This is a genomic window from Amorphoplanes digitatis (genome assembly GCF_014205335.1).
In the GTDB taxonomy this organism is placed as follows: domain Bacteria; phylum Actinomycetota; class Actinomycetes; order Mycobacteriales; family Micromonosporaceae; genus Actinoplanes; species Actinoplanes digitatus.
Window position 1 is genome coordinate 3593146 of the sequence record NZ_JACHNH010000001.1, and the last position, 22040, is coordinate 3615185.

At 73.2% G+C, this 22040-nt stretch carries 16 protein-coding genes; 8 read left to right on the forward strand and 8 right to left on the reverse strand.

The annotated features are described in order from the left end of the window. Nucleotides 1-4: 4 nt before the first annotated feature. Genes BJ971_RS15515 through BJ971_RS15535 form a run of 5 tightly spaced genes read left to right on the forward strand, consistent with a single transcriptional unit; the run spans nt 5 to nt 6837 of the window. Nucleotides 5-1240 carry an ATP-grasp domain-containing protein gene (locus BJ971_RS15515; RefSeq protein WP_184993736.1) on the forward strand — a complete coding sequence of 412 codons (1236 nt, stop codon included), beginning with the start codon at nt 5-7 and terminating at the stop codon, nt 1238-1240. Then, nucleotides 1233-2504 (forward strand): cytochrome P450, encoded by a 1272-nt coding sequence (locus BJ971_RS15520; RefSeq protein WP_184993738.1) that lies wholly within the window; start codon nt 1233-1235, stop codon nt 2502-2504. Before BJ971_RS15515 ends, BJ971_RS15520 begins: the two co-directional genes overlap by 8 nt. Nucleotides 2505-2535: 31 nt before the next feature. Beyond that, nucleotides 2536-2979, forward strand: a complete 444-nt coding sequence (locus BJ971_RS15525; protein ID WP_184993740.1) for a DUF5990 family protein — start codon at nt 2536-2538, stop codon at nt 2977-2979. Further along, the gene (locus BJ971_RS15530; protein ID WP_239087269.1) at nt 2976-5939 is read left to right on the forward strand and encodes a DEAD/DEAH box helicase; all 2964 of its coding nucleotides are present in this window, start codon (nt 2976-2978) and stop codon (nt 5937-5939) included. Before BJ971_RS15525 ends, BJ971_RS15530 begins: the two co-directional genes overlap by 4 nt. Beyond that, nucleotides 5932-6837 (forward strand): SWIM zinc finger family protein, encoded by a 906-nt coding sequence (locus BJ971_RS15535; protein WP_239087268.1) that lies wholly within the window; start codon nt 5932-5934, stop codon nt 6835-6837. The genes BJ971_RS15530 and BJ971_RS15535 overlap by 8 nt, the downstream gene beginning before the upstream one ends. Before the next feature lie 758 nt (nt 6838-7595). Here BJ971_RS15535 and BJ971_RS15540 read toward each other — a convergent pair. Next, nucleotides 7596-8228 (reverse strand): hypothetical protein, encoded by a 633-nt coding sequence (locus tag BJ971_RS15540; RefSeq protein ID WP_184993742.1) that lies wholly within the window; start codon nt 8226-8228, stop codon nt 7596-7598. A gap of 1721 nt (nt 8229-9949) precedes the next feature. Here BJ971_RS15540 and BJ971_RS15545 point away from each other — a divergent pair. Next, a complete protein-coding gene (locus BJ971_RS15545) occupies nt 9950-10774 on the forward strand; it encodes a methyltransferase domain-containing protein (RefSeq protein WP_184993744.1) in 825 nt (274 codons plus the stop codon). Here the strand turns inward: BJ971_RS15545 and BJ971_RS15550 are convergent. Together BJ971_RS15550 and BJ971_RS15555 are read right to left on the reverse strand one after the other, a co-directional pair. After that, nucleotides 10753-12243: an SDR family NAD(P)-dependent oxidoreductase gene (locus tag BJ971_RS15550; RefSeq protein ID WP_184993746.1), complete on the reverse strand. Its 1491-nt coding sequence runs from the start codon at nt 12241-12243 to the stop codon at nt 10753-10755. The two genes, BJ971_RS15545 and BJ971_RS15550, sit on opposite strands and share 22 nt — an antisense overlap. A 131-nt stretch (nt 12244-12374) precedes the next feature. Beyond that, entirely contained in the window at nt 12375-13235 is an 861-nt protein-coding gene (locus BJ971_RS15555) for a hypothetical protein (RefSeq protein ID WP_239087225.1), read from the reverse strand. A gap of 440 nt (nt 13236-13675) precedes the next feature. On the opposite strand from BJ971_RS15555, the gene BJ971_RS15560 reads away from it, so the two are divergent. After that, nucleotides 13676-14266, forward strand: a complete 591-nt coding sequence (locus BJ971_RS15560) for an FKBP-type peptidyl-prolyl cis-trans isomerase (protein ID WP_184993750.1) — start codon at nt 13676-13678, stop codon at nt 14264-14266. 7 nt (nt 14267-14273) lie between these two features. On the opposite strand, the gene yaaA is transcribed toward BJ971_RS15560, so the two are convergent. Genes yaaA through BJ971_RS15575 form a run of 3 tightly spaced genes read right to left on the reverse strand, consistent with a single transcriptional unit; the run spans nt 14274 to nt 17114 of the window. Next, nucleotides 14274-15080 (reverse strand): peroxide stress protein YaaA, encoded by an 807-nt coding sequence (gene yaaA, locus BJ971_RS15565; protein ID WP_184993752.1) that lies wholly within the window; start codon nt 15078-15080, stop codon nt 14274-14276. Between the two features lie 9 nt (nt 15081-15089). Beyond that, nucleotides 15090-15434, reverse strand: a complete 345-nt coding sequence (locus BJ971_RS15570; protein ID WP_184993754.1) for an STAS domain-containing protein — start codon at nt 15432-15434, stop codon at nt 15090-15092. Between the two features lie 42 nt (nt 15435-15476). Beyond that, nucleotides 15477-17114 (reverse strand): copper resistance CopC/CopD family protein, encoded by a 1638-nt coding sequence (locus tag BJ971_RS15575; protein ID WP_184993756.1) that lies wholly within the window; start codon nt 17112-17114, stop codon nt 15477-15479. Nucleotides 17115-17274: 160 nt separating this feature from the next. On the opposite strand from BJ971_RS15575, the gene pgm reads away from it, so the two are divergent. Next, a complete protein-coding gene (gene pgm / locus BJ971_RS15580; RefSeq protein WP_184993758.1) occupies nt 17275-18918 on the forward strand; it encodes a phosphoglucomutase (alpha-D-glucose-1,6-bisphosphate-dependent) in 1644 nt (547 codons plus the stop codon). On the opposite strand, the gene BJ971_RS15585 is transcribed toward pgm, so the two are convergent. Together BJ971_RS15585 and BJ971_RS15590 are read right to left on the reverse strand one after the other, a co-directional pair. Continuing rightward, nucleotides 18915-19562, reverse strand: a complete 648-nt coding sequence (locus BJ971_RS15585) for a response regulator (RefSeq protein ID WP_221478787.1) — start codon at nt 19560-19562, stop codon at nt 18915-18917. The genes pgm and BJ971_RS15585 overlap by 4 nt on opposite strands. Next, nucleotides 19562-21901, reverse strand: a complete 2340-nt coding sequence (locus BJ971_RS15590; protein ID WP_184993760.1) for an ATP-binding protein — start codon at nt 21899-21901, stop codon at nt 19562-19564. Before BJ971_RS15590 ends, BJ971_RS15585 begins: the two co-directional genes overlap by 1 nt. Between the last annotated feature and the right edge of the window lie 139 nt (nt 21902-22040).

Sequence of the window (22040 nt, forward strand, 5' to 3'; positions counted from 1 at the left end):
GCCAATGGCCGACGTCGAGCACACCATCGGACTGCTGCTGGGCACCGAGGACGACTGGCCACGGGCGTACGAGGCGATGCTGCGCCGGATCGGCGCGGTCACCGACGACCAGGGCCGCACGCACGTCACCCGCAGCGTGCGGGTCACCATCGAGCCGTTCAACCTGCGCGACTCGCCGCGCCACGACCTGGTCATCGACCGGCTCGCCTACTGGTACTACCACCCGCGCGAGTGGCTCAAGAAGATCGCGCTGATGGACGACGTGTACCTGCTGAACAGCCCGTTCACGTTCCAGGCCATGGAGAAGCACGCCGCGTACTGCGCGATGATGCGGCTCGGGCTCAAGGTGCCGGAGACGGTGCTGGTGCCGTTCAAGAACCCCCTGGACAACTCCCGGTACGCGTACACGTCGGGGCGCTACAACCAGCCGTTCGACCTCGAGGCGCTGGCCGAGTCCGTTGGCTATCCGATGTACATGAAGCCGTACGACGGCGGCGCCTGGGTCGGCGTCTCCCGGATCCGCGACGTCGGCGAGCTGCACGCGGCCTACGACGCGTCCGGTGAGCGGCTCATGCACCTGCAGGCGGCCATCGAGGACTACGACGTCTTCGCCCGGTCGCTGACCATCGGCCCCGAGACCATGGTGATGAAGTTCCGCCCCGAACTGCCCATGCACGAGCGGTACGCGGTGGAGCACGACTTCCTCACCCCGGCGGTCGGCGACGAGGTGGTGGCCATCTCCCGGGTGGTCAACGCGTTCTTCCGGTGGGAGTTCAACAGCTGCGAGACGCTGATCCGCGGCACCGACGTGCACCCCATCGACTACGCGAACGCCTGCCCCGACGTGGCGGTGACCTCGCTGCACTACTACTTCCCGTGGGCGATGTCGGCGCTGCTGCGCTGGACCGTCTACTGCGTGGTCACCGGCCGCAAGCCCAGGTTGGACACCGACACCTCCCGGTACTTCGCGATCGCCGACGACCCGTCGCTGTCGTACGCCGAGAAGCTGGACGGCTACCGCCGGCTCGCCGACGACTACTTCGAGATCGACCGCTACCAGGAGTTCTGCGCCAAGCACCTCGGGCACGTCGACGACGTGGTCGCCGACTGGATCGGCTCGGAGGAGTTCCGCTTGCTACTGGGCAGTACCGTCCGGGAGATGTACCCGCCGCATGAGCACGAGCGCTTCCTCGGCCACTTCAACGGGCTGATCGACGCCTGGCTTCGCGACCATGGCTGACCTCGGACGCGCGGTCAGGTTCTCCGCCGGGCTGTACGCGCGCCGGCTCGACTTCCTCTACCACGGCTACGTGCGCCGCGACCCGATGGCGCTGCTGCACCTGCGGCCCGGCCGCGACGACCCGTACGCGATCTACCGCGGCATGCCCCGCTTCGGACCGACCCGCCTCGGCAACTGGGCGACGACAAGCCACCGGATCTGCAGCGCCGTGCTGCGCGACCGGCGCTTCGGCGTGAGCGCCGCCAACCTGGACCCGTCGGCACCGCCGTCGGTCGCCGACTCGTTCGACATGTCGTTCCTCGACCGGGATCCGCCCGACCACACCCGGCTGCGCCGGCTGGCGCAGCCCGCGTTCAGCCCGAAACAGATGGCCGGTTACCGGCCGCGGATCGAGCGCACCGTCGACGACCTGCTCGACGCCGCGCTCGCGGCGCGGGAGTTCGACCTCGTACCGGCGCTCGCCGCGCCGCTGCCGATCGGGGTCATCACCGACCTGCTCGGCGTACCGGATGCCGACGCCGAGCGGTTCTCCCGTTACGGCACGATCATCGGCGGCGCGCTCGACGGCGTCCGCTCGCCGGCGCACGCGGCCCGGCTGAGATCGGCGAACCGGGCGCTGCGGGAGATCTTCGAGGAGCTGTTCGTGCTGCGCCGCCGCGAGCCCGCGGACGACCTGATCAGCCGGATCGTGGCGGCGGAGGGCGAACAGATCCAGCCGCGCGAGATGGTGCCGATGTGCAACCTGTTGCTGGTCGCGGGCTTCGAGACGACGGTCAACCTGATCGGCAACGCGGTGAACGCGCTGCTCGACCACCCGGAGCAGTGGGCGGCGCTGGTCGCGGATCCGGCCGGGCTGGCGCCGGCCGCGGTCGAGGAGACGCTGCGGTACGACCCGCCGGTGCAGCGTACGGCCCGCTGCGCGCTCACGGACCTCGACCTGGAGGGCCACCGCGTACGCCGGGGCCAGTTCGTGGTGACGCTGATCGGCGCCGCGAACCGCGACCCCGAGGCGTTCGCCGACCCGGGCACGTTCGACATCGGGCGTGCGCCGGGCGCCGATCACCTGGCCTTCTCCAGCGGCATCCACTACTGCATCGGGCAGCCCCTCGCGCGGCTCGAGGCGACGGTCGCCCTGCAGAAGCTGGCGGAGCGGATGCCGGACCTGCGCCGGGCCGGCGTGCTGCGGCGCCGCGCCTCCAGCATCGTGCGCGGCCCGATCCGCTTCCCGGTGCGCACCGGTGACCGGAGCCTGTCCGTGGTCTGAAGTGTCGGTGCCCGGGCCTAGAGTTCAGGGCGTGCACATCCGGATCGAGGGCAGCGACCTGCCCGGGCAGCGCCCCGGCGAGCAGGCCGACGCGCTGCGCCGCGGCAACGTGCACGTCGGCGTGCAACGGGGGAGCGAGGTGATCGGACGGGTCCCGGCCGGCGCCGCCGGCGCCACCTGGGACGTCGAGGTGACCAGCCGCGAGGTCGACGGCCTGCTCGACGTCGGCGGGCCATACGTGCACGGCCGGCCCGGCGCCCGCTTCCTCTACCTCAGCTGGGGCGCCGTCGACGGCGAGACGTTCGCGATGTTCCGGCGGGCCAAGCTGCTCTTCGGCGACATACCCACACCGATGCTGCGCGGTGCGCACGACGGCGCCGGGCCGCTCGTCGGCCGGCTCGGCCTCACCGACGACCGGGGCGGGCCGCGCTGCGCCCGGGTCCGGCCGCCGGACATCGTCTGGCGGCTCACGTGACGGTGGTGGCGCACGGCCTCATCGCGCGCGACGGCACCCTGGCCGTCTGGGCCGAGACCGACGAGACCCCCGCGGCCGCCCCGGCCGCCCGCGGCGGTGCGCACGCCCGGGCGCTCGCGCTGCCCGGCGGTGACCGCGCGGCGACGCTGATGCTGCCCTCCACCTCGGCCGGGCCGCTGCCGTCCCCGCAGCTTGGGCTCCCGCCGCGCCGCGGCCGGCCCCGGCTGCGCCCCTGGCGGGTGCCCGCCACCACCGTCGCGTTCGTCACCGACGACCTCGCGGACGACTACGGCGCGCGCACCGCGCCGTCGCTGGCCTACCTCGCCGAGGTCTGCGCCTTCGCGGCCGACCTCGTCGCCCGCGGCCGGGTGCTGCCCGCCGTGCACGCCGCGGGCACCCGGCCCCGGGCCGTGTGGCGGCCCGTGCTGACCGGCACCGACGCGGCCCGCCACGCCGACCTGCTGCGCCGCATGCCGCCCGCCTGCCGTGCCGAGCGCGCCCGGCCCGGCGACGTCGGCGGGCTGCCGGCCGCCGACGTCCTGCACGCCGCGCTGCACCGGCTCGTCGACGGCCTGGTCCGCACCCGGCTCGCCGAGGCCGGCGTCGAACTCGGCGGCGCCGCCTGGCTCGCCGCCCTGTCCGCGGAGCCCGAGTTCGACCCACCGCCCGCCGGCGAGCTGGACACCCTCGCCGACGCCCTGGACGCCTGGCACGCCGAGGCCACCCGCGGCGCCGCCGTGCGCGTCTGCTTCCGGCTCACCTTCCTGCCCGAGCTCGAGCCCGACGAGCCCGACGCCACCGGCGTGCCCGAGCCGGCCGCCGACGGCGACGCGTGGCTGCTCGAGTTCCTGCTGCAACCGGTCGACGAGCCCAGCCTGCTGGTCACTGCCGCCGACGTGTGGCGCGACCGCAGCGCACCGCTGCGGCGCTGGACCCACCATCCGCAGGAGCGGCTCATCGCCGGGCTCGGCCGGGCGGCCCGGCTCTTCGGCGACCTCGACGCGGCCCTGCGCACCGCCCGCCCCGCCGAGCTGGTCCTGGACACCGAGGGCGCCTACCGCTTCCTGAGCCACGCGACCCTGCTCGAGCAGGCCGGCTACGGCGTCCTGCTGCCGGCCTGGTGGCGCGAGCCGCAGCGCCTCGGCCTGTCCCTGGAGGTCCGCGGCCGCGAGGAGGTCGCGCCGGTGCTGCGCGACGAGGCGGCCGACCTGGCGAGCATCGTCGGCTACAACTGGGGCCTCGCGCTGGGCGGCCGCGCCCTGACCGAGGCCGAGCTGGCCGAGCTGGCGCGGGCGAAGGTGCCGCTGGTGCGGCTCCGCGGCCGGTGGGTCTACCTCGACGCGGGCCGCCTGCGCGCCGGGCTCGAGTTCCTGCGGCGCGGCGGCGGCACCATGACCGCCGGGGACGCGCTGCGGATGATCCGGCTGCTGCCGCCCGAGGAGCTGCCGCTGCCGGTGACGGCCGTCGACGGCAAGGGCTGGCTCGCCGACCTGCTCGCCGGGCGCCTCGGCGAGCGGCTCGAGCTGCTCGACGCGCCCGGTGGCCTGGTCGGGGAGCTGCGGCCGTACCAGCGAAGGGGTTTCTCCTGGCTGGCCTTCCTCGACGACCTCGGCGTCGGCGCCTGCCTGGCCGACGACATGGGCCTGGGCAAGACCGTCCAGCTGCTCGCGCTGCTCCTGCACCGCAACAGCGGGCCCACCCTGCTGATCTGCCCGCTGTCGGTGCTGGGCAACTGGGTGCGCGAGGCGGCCCGGTTCGCGCCCGACCTGCGGGTGCGCGTCCTGCACGGCAGCGACCGCCCCGACCCCACCCACCTGCTCGACGGCGCCGACGTGCTGCTGACCACCTATGCGACGGCCACCCGCGACGTCGACGCGCTGGCCGCCGTGCCCTGGGACCGGGTCGTCCTCGACGAGGCGCAGCACATCAAGAACGGCGCGAGCGCCGCCGCCCGGGCCGTGCGTCGCCTCGACGCCCGGCACCGCGTCGCCCTCACCGGCACCCCGGTCGAGAACCGCCTGGCCGAGCTCTGGTCCATCCTGGACTTCCTCAACCCCGGCCTGCTCGGCAGCGCCCACTCGTTCCGCGCCCGCTACGCGGTGCCCATCGAGCGCTACGCGGACGAGGACGCCGCCGCCCGCCTGCGCCGCGCCACCCGCCCGTTCATGCTGCGCCGGGTCAAGGCCGACCCCGCGGTGATCGACGACCTGCCCGACAAGCGGCACACCCGGCACCTGTGCGGCCTCACCGTCGAGCAGGCCACCCTCTACCAGGCCGTGCTCAACGAGATGACCGACCGGCTCACCGACGAGACCGAGATCCGCCGCAAAGGCATCGTGCTGTCCGCGATGACCAAGCTCAAACAGGTCTGCAACCACCCGGCCCAGCTGCTCGGCGACGGCTCGCCGCTGCCCGGCCGCTCCGGCAAGCTCGAACGCCTGGAGCAGATCCTCGACGCCGCGCTCGCCGACGGCGAGAGCGTGCTGTGCTTCACCCAGTTCGCCCGCTTCGGCGCCATGCTGGTGCCGCACCTCGCGGCCCGCTTCGGCGTCGAGGTCCGCTACCTGCACGGCGGCACCCCGCGCCGGGCGCGCGACGAGATGGTCGCCGCGTTCCAGGCCGACCGCCGGCCGGGCATCTTCGTGCTGTCGCTCAAGGCCGGCGGCACCGGCCTCAACCTGACCGCCGCCAACCACGTCGTGCACGTCGACCGCTGGTGGAACCCGGCGACCGAGACCCAGGCGACCGACCGGGCGTTCCGCATCGGCCAGGACCGCGACGTCCAGGTGCACACCCTCGTCTGCCTCGGCACCCTCGAGGAACGCATCGACCGCCTGATCACGGACAAGGGCGTACTGGCGGAACGCGTCGTCGGCAACGGCGAGGGCTGGCTGACCGCCCTGAGCACCGACGACCTGCGCGCCCTGCTGGCCCTGGAACCGGAGGCCGTAGTTGACTGACAGACTCTCGGCCCCGTTCATCGCCATGTTCGAATCCCTGCGCATGGCACCGACCTTCGCCCGCGGCCGCCGCGACGCCCGGGCCGGCCACGTGCGCCACCTGACCATCTCCGGCAGCCTGGTGACGGCCCAGGTCAGGGGCCCGGACGACCCGACGGCGTTCCGCTCCCGCATCGCGGTCCGCGCGTTCGGCGCCGCCGAATGGTCCCGCGTCGAGGACGACCTGGCGGCCCAGGCCCGCTACGCGGCCGACCTGCTGGCGGGCCGCATGCCGGCGGACATCGAGCAGGTGTTCGCCCGGGCCGGGTTGACACTGCTGCCGCTGTCACTGGACGAGGTGGCACTGGACTGCACCTGCGAACGCTGGCCGATGCCCTGCGCCCACCTCGCCGCAACCTGCTACGCCCTGGCCACCTCCTTCGAGACAGACCCGTTCGGCGCCTTCGCCTGGCGCGGCCGCTCCCGCGACGAACTACTGACCCGCCTCAGCCAACTCCGCGGCGCCACAGCACACGCCCCACCACCACCCTCGCGACAACCCCCGGACGACGACCTCGGCGACCTCACCACCTTCTGGGGCAACCCACCCACCACCCACCCAGCCACCGCCCCGATCCCGGCGACCGCAGGAGCTGCCGCTGGCTCTGTCGCCGAGGCGGCGAGCGTGGGAGCTGTTGGTGGGCCGGGCGTCGGGGGTGCTGTCGCCCGTTCCGCTGCCGAGGCGGGCCCGAGGGCCGTGGGAACCCTCGGATGGGTGGAGGTAGCCACACCGCCGCCCGACGTCGGGCGTGCGGATCTTCTGCTTGATCAGTTCGATCCGCCGCCGCTGCGAGCGGGCGGGGTTCCGCTGATCGAGGCCCTGCGCCCGGCCTATCGCGCTCTTCCTCCGCAGGTCTGAGCCCGGGGGACGCGCCCCTGTCATCTACGGGATTGCCCCACGCGGTGGGGCCGCGGGAGCCTTGGATGGGTGGAAGTAGTCGCGCCGTCGGTCGACGCTGGGCCCAGACTTTCTGCTTGATCAGTTCGATCTGCTGCTGCTGCTGCTGCTGCTGCTGCTGCTGCGAGTGGGCGGGGTTCCGCTGATCGAACCTCTCCGCCCGTCCATCGCGCTCCTCTTCCGCACGTCTGAGCTCGTGTGGTGCGACTCCCTGTCGCCGATGGGATGCCCCACGCGTTCGCGGCGCGGGACTCTCCCGAGGGCCGCCGCCGTCTCGGACCAGGACCTTGGCAAATTGAGGCGGCGTCGACCGGGCGTGTCAGAGCGGAGATACCTAGGCAAAGTCTGGCCATGAGTCGCGGTTCTCGATCATCCCGGCAGGTCCGAGCGGTTCTGTCGATCGTCTCGGCGGGGCTGGGTGGTTCTGTCGATCGTCTCGGCGGGGCTGGGTGGTTCTGTCGATCGTTCCGGCGGGGCTGGGCGGGTCTCTCGATCCTCCCGGCAGGTCCGGGGGTCTCTCGATCCTCGCGGCAATGCCAGAGCAGCGGTGTCGCACTCCGACGGTGTGGACGGCGGGGGATCAACGGCCCGGATGCCCGTGGTCCGAGGCCGGGTGGAAATCGCATCGTGAACGACCACTAGGCCATCCACCTCCTGCCCAACCGCCACGCGGGCTGTCCGGCTGATCTTGTCGGTGACGGCCGCCGCGCAGTGCGGTCCTACTCCCGGTCCAGGCGGTAGGTGTAGAAGTAGCCGCTGGACCCGACACCTTGCATTTCGGCGCGGATGGCGGCGACCAGGCCGATCGCCCGGCTCGTGGCGAGTTGTCGGAGACGGTCCCGCGCCGGCCAGTCGTCGAGTCGCTCTGTGCGCCCCTCGCGGGTGTCGATGATCGTGCCGTCGCGCTCGGTCCAGCTCAGCAGCGGCGAGTCCGCGGAGGTCGATCCTTGCGTGACTCCGATCAGGAGCGCGCGTAGCGCGGTGAACCGGATGTGCACCAGATCCGACACGTACAGGTCGATCTCCTCCTCCACGGCACGCTCGATGTGCCACCTGTCCCGTTCGAGCTGCGGGCGCTCCGGCGTCATGTCGGCGAGAGCAGCGAGCAACGCATAGGTCCATTCGACGATGGCGCCATAAATCGGCGCGCGTCGCTCGCGCAATTCCTGCCCGTGAGACCGTTCTCGTAAAGCCTGTTCCTGTTGATGGACGAGCGCAAGCTGCGAATCCAAGGTCGCCCTCGTGTTTTCGCGTTGTGTCTTAAGTGAGGTAATGGTGGTCAATGCGTTTACTCCGACGGTAAGCGCGGCGACACCGACGGAGGAAAGGGCGGCGACGAGCGGAGCATCCATCGGAACATGCTGCCATCGGTTCCGCACCACACGCCGAACCGCGCGCGTGCCCACCCATCCTCGATGCCGGCGCGTCGCCGACCAGGTTCCCGCCGCGACCACGTGCTCGCCGGCCTCGTTATCCAGGTCGCGCGGCGGAAGGGCCAGCAGGGCAGTAGGGCCGGCACGGCAGTAGGGCCGGCACGGCAGTAGGGCCGGCACGGCAGTAGGGCCGGCACGGCAGCAGGGCCGGCGCAGCCGCAGGGCCGGCACGGCCGACGCCGGCGAGGGACGGATCCCGACACGGCGCGGGTCGATCCGCCCGCGCCCGGTTGCCGGTGCGGTTCCGACAGGCCCCTTCGGTGGTACGAGGTTGTCGGCTGGCGCGCTTCGCAGGGGCACACCGCTCGCGGGTAGGGCTGCGGGTGCCGGTCGGGCGTGGCTCAGGTAGGTGCAGGAGCCGTGGCCGGGGTCTGTCGGCGGGTCCGGCCTGGCTTGTGGTTTCGTCTGGCGACGGCGTCTGGGCGGGCTCCTCCTGGCCGTCCGTCTCGCATTGCCGATGTGCTGTGGCGGGCTTCATCGGGTCAGGGGTCTTGTCTGGCTGGTGTGTTGTGGCGGGTTTCGGCTGGTCAGTGGACTTCTCTGGCGGGTGTGTCTCGGCCGGGTTCGGCTGGTCAGGGGTCTTGTTTGGTTGTTGTGTTGTGGCGGGTTTCGGCTGGTCAGTGGACTTCTCTGGCGGGTGTGTCTCGGCCGGGTTCGGCTGGTCAGGGGTCTTGTTTGGTTGTTGTGCTGTGGCGGGTTTCGGCTGGTCAGCGGACTTCTCTGGCTGGTGTGTCTTGGCAGGTTTCATCTGGCCAGCGGCCGTGCCTGGCGGGTGTGTCTCGGCTTGTTCCGTGTGCTCGGTGGCTTCGTCCGGCCGGTGGGTCTCGGCCGGTTCGGTCTGGTCGGTGACGGTGTCTGGGTGGTGTGCCGTGGCGGGTTCGGCCTGGTCTGTGGGTGTGGTGCGCTGCTGGCGGCGTCGCAGCGGCGGCGGATCGTGGTGGGTCGAGATGGTGTGGTTCGGCGTCGGGTGTGGTGTCTGTTCGGTGTGGAGGGGCCGGGCCGACGGCGGGGTTGTGGTGCGTGGCGTGGCAGGGTTTGGCGTGGGGTGTTCGCCGGGTCGGTGGCGTAGTTGGCGTAGGCGGCGGGCGTGGCGTTGTGTCAGGCCCCAGGTGCGGTGTCGTTCGTGGTCGCGGCGGAACTGGTCGCGTTCGGGGGAGTAGTTGCGGGATGCGGTGCGGTCGCGCATGGCGGCCAATTCGCCGCGACTGAAGAATTGAAGCTGCCGCTGCATGTATTCATTATCTCGGGCCGGCTGACAGTTTTCCCTCCCCGACCAATGTAGATCATGCCAATTTATCGAGGCCTGACGCTGACGACGGAAATGCTTGCCTATCTAAATCGGTCCGCAACTAAGCGAGCATAAAAGCAGCCAGCTCATGGCCCTGACTTCGCGCGCGTGCTCGCCCGGCTGTCACCGCGGGGCGCCCGCAGGCTTGTCCTCGTCGCGGGACTTCGCCGGCCGGCTGGTGGTCGATGTCGAGGCGCTGGCGGATCTCCGGCCGCGGCAGGAACGAGTGGTGGACGACCACGGACGTGCCGCACGACGGTCCGCTTCCTCATGAGTGGGGTTGGGATCGATCTTCACCGAACCTGCACAGGAGCCACACCATCGCCGCGACCGGCTGTGGTTGGCTGCGGCGATGAGTCGGTCGAGAGCTGTGGCGCGCCAGATCTCCTACCTTGACGAGGCCGCCGCGAGTGATGTCGGGCGGCGGTACAAGGGGCGGCTGCTGGGGGAGTTGCGGATCGGGTCGGGGCACGTCGTGCTCGATGTGGGCTGCGGGCCCGGCACCGACCTTTCCGCCATGGTCGCGGCGGCCGGGCCGGACGGCAGAGTGATCGGCGTGGACCGGGACGCCGGGATGCGTGAAGTGGCCCGGCGGCGAACCCGCGCGGAGCCGGGCGTCGAGATTCTGGCCGGTGACGCGCACGCACTGCCGCTCGGGCCGGCGAGCGTCGACCGGGCCCGCGTCGACCGGGTGTTGCAACACGTGGACGATCCGGCGGCGGCCGTGGCCGAGCTGCGGCGGGTGCTTCGACGCGGAGGTCGCGTCGCGCTGGCCGAGCCGGACTGGGACACCCTGGCCATCGACGCCACCGACGTCGCGACCAGCCGGGCCTTCACCCGCTTCGTCACCGGCCACGTGGTTCGCAACGCCGGCATCGGCCGCAGCTTGGGCCGGCTGCTGCACGACGCCGGGTTCATCGTGGAGTCCGTCGACGCCACCGTCGCCCTGTTCCGCGACTATCGCAGCGCCGAGGCCATTCTGCGCATGTCTGCGGTCGCCGAGCGGGCCTGGCGGGCCGGTCACCTCGACGAGGACAGGGCCCGAGCCTGGCTGTCCGGGCTGACCGCCGGCCCGTTCCTGGCCGGATTCACCTTCATCACGGCAATCGGCCGCATCCCGCCCTCGGCCATGAGTGGGGTGGGGCGGGCGGGGGTTCACCAGGCGATCGGGGCGTAGTCCTTCAGGAAGATGCCGTACAGGTCCTCGCCCTGTTCGCCGCGGACGATCGGGTCGTAGACGCGGGCCGCGCCGTCGACCAGGTCCAGCGGGGCGTGGAAGCCCTCTTCGGCCAGGCGCATCTTTGTCGGGTGGGGGCGTTCGTCGGTGATCCAGCCGGTGTCCACGCTGGTCATCAGGATGCCGTCGGCGAACATGTCGTCGGCGCTGGTGCGGGTCAGCATGTTCAGGGCGGCCTTCGCCATGTTGGTGTGCGGGTGGCCGGCGCCCTTGTAGCCGCGGGCGAACACGCCCTCCATGGCGGACACGTTCACCACGTAGCGGCGCGGGTGCGGCGACGCCGTCATCGCCGCGCGGAGGCGGCTGACCAGGACGAACGGGGCCGTCACGTTGCAGAGTTGCACCTCGAGCAGTTCCAGGGCGTCGACCTCGTGGACGCGGTCGCTCCAGCTGTTCGTCGGTGCCAGGTCCGGGACCAGACCGCCCGCGTCGATCGCCGTCAGGGCGGCGATCCGTTCCGGGGTGGCCGAGCCGCCGGTCAGCGCCAGCGCCGTCAGCGCGTGCGGGCTGAAGCTCGAGCCGTCGGTCAGGGCCGCCGGGTGTGCGGGGGAGGCGTGGCCGCCGAGGTACTCCAGCTCCGGAAGCGGGCCGTCCGGCAGCGGCGCCGACTCCGCCGACACCAGCGCCGAGTAGGAGCCGGGCGAGCGCCGTACCGTCTGGGCCGCGTTGTTGATCAGGATGTCCAGCGGGCCGCGGGCCGCGACCGAGTCGGCCAGGGCGACCACCTGGGCGGGGTCGCGCAGGTCGATGCCGACGACCCGCAGCCGGTGCAGCCAGTCCGCGCTGTCGGGCATCGCGGCGAAGCGTCGCACGGCGTCGTTCGGGAACCGCGTGGTGATGGTGGTGTGCGCGCCGTCGCGCAGCAGGCGCAGCGCGATGTACATGCCGATCTTCGCGCGGCCGCCGGTGAGCAGCGCGTGCCGGCCGGTCAGGTCCGTCCTGGCGTCGCGGTGGCTGTGGTTCTTCGCCGCGCAGGAGGGGCAGAGCTGGTGGTAGAACGCGTCGACCTGCACGTAGCGCTGCTTACAGATGTAGCAGCCGCGCGGCTGCTTGAGGATGCCGGCGGTCGGTGCCGTCGTCGCGGTGGAGAGCGGGACGCCCGCGGTCTCGTCGTCGATCCGGCTGGGCGCGCCGGTCGCGGTCGCGGCGGTCACCGCGCGGTCGTTGGCGAGGATCGCGTCGCGACGGTCCTTGCGGCGGCGCAGCTTCACCGACTTGAAGAGGCCGGCTGTCGCCCGCCGCAGTGCGACCGCGTCCGGATGTTCGGGGTCGAGCTCCTCGGCCTCGGCGATGATGGCGAGGCACAGGGCGAGGCGCTCGGGATCGATGCTCGTGGCGTGGTTCACGTCCGGCGGCGCGGCCTCGGCGTGGCCGTCGGGCGCGGCGCACTCGTCAATTGTCGCGGTCATGCTCATCCCGTCCCGGTAGAACCCCAACTCTTCCCGGGGGCACTGTACTGACTGCGCTGGGCGCACGACGGATCCGTGCTGCCCGGTTGGCCACGATAGCCGCAAGAAGGCCATAACGGCCACCGGGCCGCTCAGCGCAGGGTGGCCGCTTCGAGGGACACGCCGCCGCAGTCGTCGTTGAAGGCCGCCTCGGTGGTCCAGGTCAGGTTGAGCTTGCCGTTCTTCGGCGCCCGGTACGTGATCACGAAGACCGCGGTGTCCAGCCCGTTGCCGCGCGCCTCGAACGTGCCGGTCGCCGAGGCGTTCCCGGTCGACAGGCGCGCGGTCAGCTTGCCGCGGCCGGCCAGCGCGCCGACGTAGAGCTTCAGGGTGCGGTTCGACGTCGTGGCCGGCGCCGAGATGGTGTAGCCGTTGCCCTTGCCGCAGGTGCGGACGCCGGTCGGGGTGCCGTCCGAGCTGTCGACCGGCGAGCCGCCGCGCCAGCTGAACAGCTGCCGGCTGAAGCCGTGCCGGAAGCGCGGCGCGGTCGGCGGGCCCTCGAGGATGGCGAAGTCGCCGTCGGAGCGGCGCTCGAGCGAGAACGTGCTCTGCTCGCCCCAGTGCACCCAGTCGCGGGTGCCCTCGGCGGAGAGGTCGACCCGGGACGGCACGTCCTGGCGGGCCACCTTGACCGTGCCCTGGTCCGGCGGGGGGACCTTGGAGCGCGTCGTCGGCGGCGTGGTCGGCGGCGTCGTCGTTGGCGTGTCCGTCGGGCTGGGCAGGTCGGAGGCGCTGGGCAGCGGGATCGGGAACTGGTTGTCCGGGTTGAGCGGCACGTCGCCCAGGGCCGGCGGCTGCACCGGCGGAATCGCCGAGGGCTCGTTCTTGCGGACCGCTCCGCTGATGACGAAGCCGAAGGCGACCACGATGAGCACCCCGGCGAGGATCACCGAGGCGGGCATGAGGAACTCGCTGAGCCGGCGCTGCCGGTCGTCCAGCAGCTGCGGTGGCACGAACGCGCCACGGCGGCCCGTGGTGCGGTAACCGTATCCGGAGCGTGGGGTCGCCGGGTGGGGCCGTTGCTGGCCCGCTCCCAGCGGGCGACCCTCGGACCCTGGCTGGCGACCTGTCGTACGGCCGTCGTCCGGCAACCGACCCTCCCCGGTCGTTCGCGGGGCGCGCGCCGAACCGCCGGTGGCGGCCGGGCGGGTGTCCCGAGTGCTGTGCTGGTGTGAGTCGTGTCGGCGGCGAGCATCCGCCCTGGTGCCTGTGGGGAGCTATACCGTCTCACTTTCCCTGAGTGACGGAGAAGAGCGAAATCAGTTACCGGCCGACCGGTTGATCACCTGGCTCGGCGGTTCGGCCGAGGTTCGCCCCGGCCGGGAGGTCAACGGCGAGTACGGTGTCCGAAGTCTTCCCCAACAGCCCCGTTCGACAGGAGAGTCGAGATCAGATGAGCGTCCAGGACAAGACCGGCATCAGCCGCCGCGGTCAGGCCATCATTGGCGCCCTCGCGGGCGTGGCAGTGATTGTCATACTGGTCGTCGTCTATATCGTCATCCAGGCGGCGGACGACGACAAGCCGGCCGCGGCACCCACCCCCGCGGCCACCCAGCCGGCGGCGCAGGCGCCCGCCGAGGCCCCGCCGAGCCAGGCCGCGCCGGCGGCGCTGGACCCGGCGCTGCAGAAGCCGCCGGTGGTCGAGGCCGGCAAGGGCGACGTGAAGGAGCTCAAGGTCACCACGCTGATCGAGGGCAAGGGCCCGAAGCTGGTCGCCGGCCAGACCGTCACGGTCAACTACACGGGCGTCACCTACGTCGACGGCAAGGAGTTCGACTCGTCCTGGCAGAACGGCCAGCCGGTCCAGTTCCCGGTCGGCGTCGGCCAGCTCATCAAGGGCTGGGACCAGGGCCTCGTCGGGGTACCCGTCGGCAGCCGGGTCCAGCTCGACATCCCGGCCGACCTGGCCTACGGCGAGAAGGCCGAGGGCGGCCGGCCGAGCGGCGACCTCCGCTTCGTCATCGACATCCTCGCGGCGCAGTAGGCGCCGCTCAGAGCTCGCGCACGATCACATCCACCTGCCGGGGACGGCCCGCCGCGACGGGCCGCTCCTCGACGGTGTACTTCAGGTCGCGCAGCACGCTCAGCAGCTCCTCGACCGAGGCGGGCGCCGCGCCCGCCTCGGCGAGGGCACGCACCAGCCGGCCCTTCGTCGCCTTGTTGAAGTGGCTGACCACCGAGCGCCGCGGCTCGCCGTCCACGACCCGCTCGTGCAGCACCCGCAGGGCCATCGTGCGCCCGGCGAGCTCGCCCGAGGGCGCCCACATCGCCGCATATGCGCCCGAGCGCAGGTCGAGGACCGGACCGTCCCCGGCCGCGCGGTCCAGCGCCGGGCTCAGAGCCTTCTTCCAGTACGCGGTGAGCCCGCCGACCACCGGCAGCGTGACCCCGACGGAGCAGCGGTACGCGGGTATCCGGTCGGACAGCCGCAGCACACCCCACAGCCCGGAGAACACGACGGCCCGCTCATCGACCCAGGCGCGCGCGCCGGGTGAGAGGCCGGTGGTCCCGAGCGCCTCGTAGAGCACGCCGGTGTACACCTCGGCCGCCGGCGCCGCGGGCGCGGTGACCAGCGCGGCGTTGCGGGCGATCTCGCCGTGCTGCCCGGCGCTGAGCCCGAGGATCGCGAGCGAGTCGGCGACGCCGCGCGCGCTGGTGCGCCGGGTGACCGTGACGAGCCGGCCGAGGATCCGGCGCCGGGCGCCCGCGAGCCCGGGCAGCCAGAGGCCGGCGGGGTCGGCCGGTTCCCCGGCGGCGGGCGCGGTCTTTCCCTCGGACGGCGGCAGCAGGATGAGCACGCCGCGAGGTTACAAGTCCCGGTCGGTGGCGAGCGCGTCGGCCACGGTGGGATAGATCTCGACCTGTGGCGTGAGGCCGACCGTCTCCAGCAGGGCGAGCAGCCAGGCGCTGGGCGCGGCCACCCGCAGCCACCCGCCGGCGGCCCGCGCACGGTGGTGTCCGAGCACGAACGAGCCCAGCCCGGTGGAGTCGCAGAAGGCGATGCCGGACACGTCGACGACGACCCGCGGCGCCGGCTGGTCGAGCACGCGGTCGAGCGTGGTGCCCAGGACGGTGGCGGAGTCCAGGTCGAGGTCGCCGCGGACGGTCACCACCACGGCGTCGCCGGGATTGCCGATCACGGACACGTGCATGGCGGCCTCCTGTGACGCGCGACAAGCACTCTCTCTGCCCCGTCAGGGCACCGTCCGAACCTGCGGCACCGTGATCGTCGTCCGGACGGTCGCCTGGTCGATCTCGCTCACCCGTACGGTGAAGCTCAGCTCGTAGGTGCCCGGCAGCGGGAAGGTGAGCGCGCCGACGGCGTCGTTGCGGGGCGTCAGCGGCAGCATCGGCGCCGAGACCGGCTCGAGGTCGTTGCCGGTCAGCCGGTTCGTGACGGTCCACTCCGCGGCCGGCAGCGGCTTGCCCTCCGGCGTGTAGGTGAAGCCGTGCACCGTGTTGTTCTCGCCGAGCTCGACCGGGTACACGTAGAACTGCAGCGTGAACAGGTCCGAGGTCAGCGTCTGCGAGACGCCCTTCTCGGTGCTCGCGCCCCGCTCGGTCGCGGCGCCGCGGCCCGGCGTGACCTGCACCAGCACCGCGCTGAGCCCGAGCACGACAACGGTCGCGGCGACCTCGATCCCGACCGTGCGGCGCAGCCGGGCCGGTCCGGCCTGCACGCTGCGCACCAGCCGCCGGGCGAACGCGGCCGCGGTCAGCGCCGCGGCCAGGATCGCGATCTTGGCGAGCACCAGGCGCCCGTACGCCGTGCCCAGCAGGGCGCTCGCCGAGCCGACCTGGACCACCGCCTGCACCACGCCCGCGCCGACCAGCCACACCACGGCGATCGCCGCCCAGCGCGACCAGGCCGGCAGGATCACCCCGAGCACCCGCGGGTGTGCCCGGCGCAGCAGGAACACGCTGAGCGTGACCAGCCCGCCGAGCCAGGTCGCCATCGCGGCCAGGTGCACCACGTCGGCGGCGACGATCGCGCCGGTCAGCGGCGCCTCGGCGGCGTGCCCGGTCAGCGGCCACGTGACGAGCCCGGCCACGCCGGCGCCGAGCAGGGCCAGGCGGCGCCACCGGGCGCCGCTGCCGCGCAGCACCGGCGGCAGCAGGGCGGCGACCACGGCCAGCGCCGCGAGGCGGCCGAGCAGCGTGAGGCCGAACGGGCTCGCCAGCACGTCGGCGAGTTCGGTGACGGAGACGTCCCACAGCGGCGCGCCGCTGGCGTACGGCGCCTGCGTCCAGAGCGCGCCGAGCGTCGCCGCCGTGGTGGCGGCCAGGCCGGCGCGGACCAGCAGGATCGGCCCGCGCCGGGACACCCGCCGTGGCCAGAGCAGCGCCAGCAGCAGGGCGGGGCCGATGATCAGTGTCAGTCCGGCGTACCCGAGGAATTTGAGGGTGGGAACCGCGGCCGTGACCGTGCCGTGCACCCGGTCCGGGTCGCTCTCCGGCGGTCGCGCCGAGGGCGCGCCGACGGAGAAGGTCAGCGCGCCGCCGATCGGGTGGCTGTCGGCCGAGACGATCCGGTAGCTGACCAGGTAGGTGCCGAGCGGCCGGTCCGCGCGGCGGATCTTGATCCGCAGCGTCGGCCCGTCCGCGGTGACCTCGCCGGTGATCCGCTTGCCGTCCGGCGCCAGCACCTGGGTGCGGCTGGTGACCGGGGTGATGCCCTCGGTGAAGGTGATGGTGATCTCGCTCGGCGCGGTGGCCACGACGCTGCCGGGCTCGGGCGTGGCGGTCAGCATCGCCGCGTGCGCGGCGGCGGGCGAGGCGGGGACGAGCAGCACGCCGAGACCGATCACGAGCATGATCAGTACGCGCACCATCCGCGGCCCCCCGGCCGCCACCGCCCCTGTCACGGTCATTAGTTCGGATCTCCGCCCGGAAAAGTTCAATCCGCGCGTGGCGGCTTACGGGTCCCCGGCACCGGGTACGCCACGACGATACGATCCCGGGGCAGGATCCCGCCCCTCAAGGAGGCCCTCGATGTCCGTGCATCCCCGCGCCGGCACGCCCGCCGATTCGCGCGACACCATCGACGTCCCGCGGGTGGTCCTCAGCTACTACACCGGGCACCCGGACCCCGCGGTCGCCGAGCAGCGGGTGGCCTTCGGCACCTCCGGGCACCGCGGCTCCAGCCTGCGCACGGCGTTCAACGAGGACCACATCGTCGCCACCAGCCAGGCCATCGTCGAGTACCGCCGGGATCAGGGCACCGACGGCCCGCTCTTCCTCGGCCGCGACACCCACGCGCTGAGCGAGCCCGCGATGATCTCCGCCCTCGAGGTCTTCGCCGCGAACGACGTGACGGTGCTGATCGACAGCCGCGACGGCTACACACCGACGCCGGCGCTGTCGCACGCGATCCTGAGCCACAACCGGGGCCGGACCAGCGGCGTCGCGGACGGCGTCGTGGTCACCCCGTCGCACAACCCGCCGGACGACGGCGGCTTCAAGTACAACCCGCCGCACGGCGGCCCCGCCGACACCGACGCCACCAAGTGGATCCAGGACCGGGCGAACGTGCTGATCGCGAGCGGCCTCAAGGACGTGCGCCGGGTGCCGATCGCGCGGGCCCGCGCCTCGGCGCTCGTCGACGGCTACGACTACCTCGACGCCTACGTGGGTGACCTGGGCTCGGTCATCGACATGCAGGCCATCCGCGACGCCGGGATCCGGATCGGCGCCGACCCCCTCGGCGGCGCCAGCGTCGCCTACTGGGGCGAGATCGGCTCCCGGTACGGCCTGGACCTGACGGTGGTCAACCCGGACGTTGACCCGACGTTCGGCTTCATGACGCTGGACTGGGACGGCAAGATCCGGATGGACTGCTCGTCGCCGTACGCGATGGCGTCGTTGATCTCGCGCAGGGACCAGTTCCAGCTCGCCACCGGCAACGACGCCGACGCCGACCGGCACGGCATCGTCACCCCCGACGGCGGCCTGATGAACCCGAACCACTACCTGGCGGTGGCGATCTCCTACCTCTTCCAGGTGCGCACCGACTGGCCGGCGCGCGCGGCCATCGGCAAGACGCTGGTCTCCTCCTCGATGATCGACCGGGTCGCCGCCGACCTGGGCCGCGCGCTCGACGAGGTGCCGGTCGGCTTCAAGTGGTTCGTGCCGGGGCTGCTCGACGGCTCGATCGGCTTCGGCGGCGAGGAGAGCGCGGGCGCGTCGTTCCTGCGCCGCGACGGCAGCGTGTGGAGCACCGACAAGGACGGCATCCTGCTGGACCTGCTCGCCTCGGAGATCCTGGCCACCACCGGGCACACCCCGAGCGAGCACTACCGGGACCTGACGGAGAAGTTCGGCGATCCCGCGTACGCCCGCATCGACGCGCCGGCGACGCGCGAGGAGAAGGCGATCCTGGCCCGGCTCTCGCCGTCGCAGGTGACCGCGAAGGAGCTGGACGGCGAGCCGATCACCGCCGTGCTGACCAGCGCGCCGGGCAACGACGCGCCGATCGGCGGCCTCAAGGTGACGACCGAGTCGGGCTGGTTCGCGGCCCGCCCGTCCGGCACCGAGGACGTCTACAAGATCTACGCGGAGTCGTTCAAGGGCCCGGAGCACCTGGCCCGGATCCAGGAGGAGGCCCGGGCGGTCGTCTCGGCGGCGCTCACCGGCTAGGTCCGAGGGCGGACCAGGCCGAGGTCGTAGGCGGCGATCGTCGCCTGCACCCGGTCGCGGACGCCGAGCTTGGCGAGCAGTGCGTTGACGTGCACCTTCACCGTGCCGGTGGTGATGCCGAGCGCGGCGCCGATCTCGGCGTTGGACTGCCCGGAGGCGATGCCGAGCAGCACCTCGCGCTCGCGCGGGGTCAGCCCGGCCAGGCGCGGGCCGGGCTCGACCGGCCCGGTCAGCCCGCCGTCGGCGAACGCGTCGATGAGCCGGCGGGTCACCGCGGGGCTGAGCATGGCCTCGCCGTCGGCGACGACCCGGATGGCGGCGAGCAGGTCGGCGGGGAGCACGTCCTTGAGCACGAAGCCGGCGGCGCCGGCCTTCAGCGCCTCGTAGACGTACCGGTCCTGGTGGAACGTCGTCAGGACCAGGACCTTCGTGCGGGGATCGGCGGCCGTCAGCAGCGCGGTGGCGGTGAGGCCGTCCATGCCGGGCATGCGGACGTCCATCAGCACCACGTCGGGTCGTAACCGGGCCGCGAGATCGAGCGCGGCCTGCCCGTCGCCGGCCTCGCCGACGACCTCGAGGTCGTCCTCCGCGCCGACGATCGCGGAGATCCCGGCGCGGATCATCAGCTGGTCGTCCACGACCATCACCCGGACGGCGATGACGCCACCTCCGCACTCCGTTGCTCATCCGGGCGGTTCCCGCCCGGATTCGGCGGCGCCGGCAGCAGGAACTCCGGCCCGCCGTCCGCGCCGGTGATCATCGTTCCACCGACGGCGGCCAGCCGGGCGCGCAGCCCCGCGGCGACCTCGCCGCCGGGATCCGCGGGCATCGGCCGTACGGCGATGCGCAGCGGATCACCGGCGAGGTCGGCCCGCACGCTCACCGGGCCGGTGTCGCCGGCGAGCAGCAGCTCCACCACCCGGAACGCGGACAGGTCCACGTCCGCGGGCAGCGGGCGGCCCGGCTCGCGCAGCTCCAGCCCCACCTCCCGGCCGCCCGCGCGCCACCGCTCGACCAGGCCGGGCAGGGCCGCGACGGTCGGCTGCGGGTCGCGTTCGACCGGGTCGCGGCCCGGGTCGGCGCGCAGGCCGTCGAGCAGCCCGCGCATCGCGTCCAGCGCGGCCCGGGCCGAGTCCAGCACCTGATCCAGGTCGCCCTCGTCGGCGGCGGTCGCCACCCGGGCGGTGTCGCGCAGGACGGCGGCGCGCAGCCCGGCGGCCACCCGGGCCCGTTCGGCGGCGGCCGCGGCGATCGCCTGCGCGGTCGCGGCGGCCACCGCGTCGTGCTCACCGGCGAGGATCCGGCCGTGCCGGCGGCGGACCAGGAACCCGGCCAGCCAGGCACCGCCGGCCGCGGCGCCGATCGGGACGCACAGGAACACGGACATGATCAGCAACGCGACCACCGGCGGTATCTCACCGTCGCCCATCGACGGCTCCATGACCAGCACGGCGGCGGCGGCAAGCACCGCCGCGGTGAGCGCGGCCGGTATCGAGAGCGCGCTCAGGCCGGGACCGCGGGCGTAGCGGGCCACGGCGTACACGGCGATGACCTCGGCGACCAGGCAGGTGGCGATCAGCCAGCCGAGCGAATACGGCACCAGGCCGGCGACGATCAGCAGCGGCCAGGCCCACGACGCCGCGGTGACGACGGCCAGCACGGCCCAGGGCCGGCTCCGGCGCAAGGCGATCGGGACCGAACTGGCGAGCACGACGATCAGCAGCAGCGCGACCGGCGCCCGGGTCACCGCGGGATCGTCGTCCGCGGCGAGCAGCACGCTCAACGGCAGGATCATCGCCAGCAGGAGCAGCATCACGTCGATGACCTGCTCGGCGCCGAGGCGCCACCGGGGCGCCCGGGCCGGCGGTGCGGCGCTCGCCGGCGGCAGGACCAGCCGGACCCGCCACCCGCCCTCCGGGCGGTGCCCGGCTGTCAGGGTGCCGCCGAGCGCCGCGGCCCGCTCCCGCATGCCTGCGATGCCGCGCCCGGAGCCCACGCCGGTCACGCCCGGCCCCCGGGCGCCGTCGTCGTCGACGGTCAGCTCGGTGCGGCCGTCCGCGGTCGCGAGCCGGATCCGGACGGCGCCGCCGGGCGCGTACCGCAGGGCGTTTGTCAACGCCTCCCGGGCTATGCCGACGGCCGCGTCCGCCGCCGGTCCGGGTGGGTCGCCGGGACCGGCCTCCACCGTCACCGGCTGGCCGAGCAGCCGGAAGCCCTCCGCCAGCTCGGCCAGGCGCCGCGCCGCCGGGCCGGGGCGCTCGTCGGGCAGCCGCAGCAGGGCGACCAGCCGGTGCAGCGCCGCCAGGGTGTCGCGGCCGGTCCGGGCCGCGAAGTCGCGGGCCTCGGCGACCAGCTCGGGCCGGGTGCCGCCGAGGCGCTGCGCCGCCGACGCGATGACGACGATCGAGGTCAGGTGGTGTGCGGTGACGTCGTGCAGTTCGCGGGCCAGCCGGTGCCGCTCGGTGTCGGCGGCCCGGGCCCGCCGCTGTTCGGCCTCGGCCAGCCGGGCCGCCGCGCCCGCGCGCTCGGCGTGCCAGTGGTGGCGGGCCCGGCCGAAGGCCACCACGATCGAGTACGCGGCGAGCGTGAGCACGACCTCGACCGGATAGCCGAGGTCGGGGTCCGGCGGGCCGATAGCGATCATGGCGCACTGCCACGCCATCGTGCCGGCCGCGGCGGCCAGCGTGAGCCGCCACGGGCGCAGCACCGCGACGTTGTAGAGCACGATCACGTCCGCGGTGCCGATCAGCACCAGCACGTCGGCTGGCACGCCGAGCGCGCCGACGGTCAGGGCGACCGTCACGACCCCCAGCACCGCCAGGGGCGCCGAGCGCCGCCACAGCAGCGCGACCGCGACGACGAGCGTGACCGCGGCGCCCGTCACCGTGGCGGCGGCGGAGGGCGGATCGGCGGCGCCGGGCCAGATCGCGAGCTGCGCGGCGGCGAGGGCGAGCGGCAGGAGCCAGACCCGGAAGCGCTTCATGACACATCGACCCTAGACGGCCGTGGCCAGGCACCGCGTCGGCCCGCGGACCGACGCGCACCTATATCCAAAGGGGGAAGCGCGTCGCGCCGGGCGCCGGAAGACTCAGCTTCTCCTCAGGTTCGCCGACTGGGTATTG

Excerpts from the sequence above, each read along its gene's own strand:
- BJ971_RS15515 (WP_184993736.1), top strand. The coding sequence starts at position 5 with ATGGCCGACGTCGAGCACACCATCGGACTGCTGCTGGGCACCGAGGAC.
- BJ971_RS15520 (WP_184993738.1), top strand. The coding sequence starts at position 1,233 with ATGGCTGACCTCGGACGCGCGGTCAGGTTCTCCGCCGGGCTGTACGCG.
- BJ971_RS15540 (WP_184993742.1), bottom strand. The coding sequence starts at position 8,228 with ATGGATGCTCCGCTCGTCGCCGCCCTTTCCTCCGTCGGTGTCGCCGCG.
- BJ971_RS15545 (WP_184993744.1), top strand. The coding sequence starts at position 9,950 with ATGAGTCGGTCGAGAGCTGTGGCGCGCCAGATCTCCTACCTTGACGAG.
- BJ971_RS15550 (WP_184993746.1), bottom strand. The coding sequence starts at position 12,243 with ATGACCGCGACAATTGACGAGTGCGCCGCGCCCGACGGCCACGCCGAG.
- BJ971_RS15560 (WP_184993750.1), top strand. The coding sequence starts at position 13,676 with ATGAGCGTCCAGGACAAGACCGGCATCAGCCGCCGCGGTCAGGCCATC.
- BJ971_RS15570 (WP_184993754.1), bottom strand. The coding sequence starts at position 15,434 with ATGCACGTGTCCGTGATCGGCAATCCCGGCGACGCCGTGGTGGTGACC.
- BJ971_RS15575 (WP_184993756.1), bottom strand. The coding sequence starts at position 17,114 with ATGGTGCGCGTACTGATCATGCTCGTGATCGGTCTCGGCGTGCTGCTC.
- pgm (WP_184993758.1), top strand. The coding sequence starts at position 17,275 with ATGTCCGTGCATCCCCGCGCCGGCACGCCCGCCGATTCGCGCGACACC.
- BJ971_RS15585 (WP_221478787.1), bottom strand. The coding sequence starts at position 19,562 with ATGGTCGTGGACGACCAGCTGATGATCCGCGCCGGGATCTCCGCGATC.
- BJ971_RS15590 (WP_184993760.1), bottom strand. The coding sequence starts at position 21,901 with ATGAAGCGCTTCCGGGTCTGGCTCCTGCCGCTCGCCCTCGCCGCCGCG.